Below are 2,326 nucleotides of genomic sequence, written 5' to 3'. Positions count from 1 at the left end.
TGACGGAGAGATGCTTCGCTGATCACTTCGAGGTCGAAAGCCCGCAGGAGTCTCCAGACCCGGCGGTCGTCCGCGGGCGCCGGGTCACTGCTCTTGTTCAGCAATTGGGAGATATAGCGAAACAGCCCCGGGCGTGTGAGGTCCAGACCCTTGGCCGTCAACTCTTGTCTTAGGACAGCCTCAAGAATTACTTCCCATTTCCCTGGGTGCCAACGTGTAGTTCCACTTCGGTAGAGTCTCGTGCTTCTCGAGAGCTAGCTTCTGCATTTGTTGGTCGGAGATCTTCACGGATTTGGGGTATTGCTTCTTGACCAGATAGGCTTTGACCCGCAGGCCGGTGGCGGTCTTTGTAGTTCGGATGTAGTTCAAGATGGTCTCGTAGCTCCTCAGCGGCTCGCCCGCCCAGTTCTTGCTGATCTCGCTGAACAAGCGATGTTCGATCGGGTTCCACTTCGAAGCGCCGGCGGGGTAGTGGGTGACGGTAACCGAGAGTTGATGGCGGTCGCAGAGTTTGGTCTGCAGCGCATGTTTCCAAGTTCGCCGCGTGGCGCTGTTGCTGCCGCCAGCGTCGGCGAGGATCAACAGGTGATCTGTCTGGGGATGGCGCCGTCTTCCATCGTATCGCCACCATTTCTCGATCGATTCGACGGCAAACGCGGAGGTGTCGTGAGAGGTGCCGACGAAGACCGATCCACGGTTGGCCTTCTCGTCATAGACCCCATAGGGAATCGCGACGCCTTGCGCTTGCGAACGGAAATCGTGGTCGTTGACGAGGATGGGTTGGCGGCGCAATGCCGTGCCGGGGTTCTTGAAGAGCCCAACCAATTCGCGCTTCTTCGTGTCGACGCTGATGACGGGCAGGCCGTCGCGGGCGAAGCGTTCGCGGACTTCGGCGATGTAGCCAAATTGCTGATCGCGTTCCGGACCGGATCCTGAGGATAGCTTCTTGCGATTGACCCGGGGGCGAAAGTCCAATTTCTTCAATAACTTAGCGACGGTGTTCGGACTCACGTCGATGCCCACGGCCTTCAGCTCTGCGGCGATCTTGGCCACCGTTCGACGGCTCCATTTCAATCCGGTGATGGGATCCCCCGCCGTGTCGTGTTTCATTAGAGATTCGAGGCGCCCGATCACCGCCGGCGTTTTTTTTCCACCGGAGGGTGCCCCGCACCGGGCTTACGGATACGATCACGCAGGATCTCGCCCTGGAGCAACTGCTGTCGACCCTTGGCGACTGTGCCGACATCGAGGCCGAGCAAACGTGCGACCTTACGGTCGCCCCCGTGGCCCCACTTAAGGGCTTCAAGCCCAGCATAAAGTCGGCGCTGTTGCTCATCCAGAAGGCTGTAGAACAGAAGGACCGTGGCCCTGAGTTCGTCCGGCAGGATCGCTTCACTGACTGGCTGTGCGACCCATTCGCCTGCCTCCTCGGCTTGGCGTCGGCTGCGCATTTGCCGCCTTCGGATGGTCGGGTCTGCGGCGCAATACAGGTAACGACCGCTACGGCGATCACGAGTCAGCCGGCCATTCTGCGTGAGCTTCCGCAGCGCATCTTTGACGCTGACCTGAAGCAGGATTTCGAGCTCGCGGGCCAAGAACCCGTCGGGCGCACTCTCGACCAGCTTCTGAGCGGTGTTGAGTAGGGTACCGTACTTCGAGAAGTGAACATCGCGGAACGTCCACAGGCCCCACTCATCGAACTGCGGGATGCTGTCGAGGGTGTAATAGCGTCCGCGATGGGAGTAGCTGGAGCGGGCCGAGATCAGTTTGAGCTTGCGGAAGACCGTGGCGTCGGCGTTGGTGCCGAGGGCCTGCTTGAGTTCGGCCATGGTCGCTATCTTCCTCTTTTTCAATAACTTAGAGAGGTCTTCGGTGCGGTAGCGCTGCGTCATCATGACAGAGTTCCTCCTTCTTAAGGCAGAACTCTATCATGATGAGTCTATGGACTCAAGGATGAGATGAGCCAGTCAGCCAGCGCAAAGCACTGATAACAGGTAGCTTCTCTGATCGGCGCGAGAGCGCCCTTCAGACTTGGATCCGACTGTTGGTGACGGAGATACGAGACAAGATGGGATCTTATTCTTGAGGCTGCCCTAAGAACAGCGAGACGTCTCTCAACCAACGGGAACCGTTGGTACACGAACCCTTTCAGGCATCGACTTCGCCTTGGCGATCGCCTCGGCCGTCTCCGTCTCCCGCTGCGCATCCTGCCGTGGCCCCGGCGCCCCCAGAAAGCAACGCAGCCAGAGCCGGAGAGCACGCTCCGCCGTCGCTTTGCCACCGCGTCTGAGAGCGTCGATCACCGCCCGAGCCAACACCGAACGGC

The 2,326-nt window shown here is 59.5% G+C and carries 1 protein-coding gene and 1 pseudogene; both read right to left on the bottom strand.

Translation table 11 applies throughout. The annotated features are described in order from the left end of the window. Positions 1–180 precede the first annotated feature (180 nt). Positions 181–1,152, bottom strand: a pseudogene (locus GY725_16845) (ISAzo13 family transposase). Further along, positions 1,131–1,895, bottom strand: a complete 765-nt coding sequence (locus GY725_16840) for a hypothetical protein (GenBank protein ID MCP4005859.1) — start codon at positions 1,893–1,895, stop codon at positions 1,131–1,133. Before GY725_16840 ends, GY725_16845 begins: the two are co-directional and overlap by 22 nt. Positions 1,896–2,326 lie beyond the last annotated feature (431 nt).

It is taken from the genome of bacterium, from assembly GCA_024226335.1.
Lineage (GTDB): Bacteria > Myxococcota_A > UBA9160 > SZUA-336 > SZUA-336 > JAAELY01.
This window is presented reverse-complemented; position numbering and strand designations above follow the sequence as displayed.

Bases quoted from the DNA above. Each gene is read 5' to 3' on its own strand.
- GY725_16840 (MCP4005859.1), bottom strand. From the start codon at position 1,895: ATGATGACGCAGCGCTACCGCACCGAAGACCTCTCTAAGTTATTGAAA.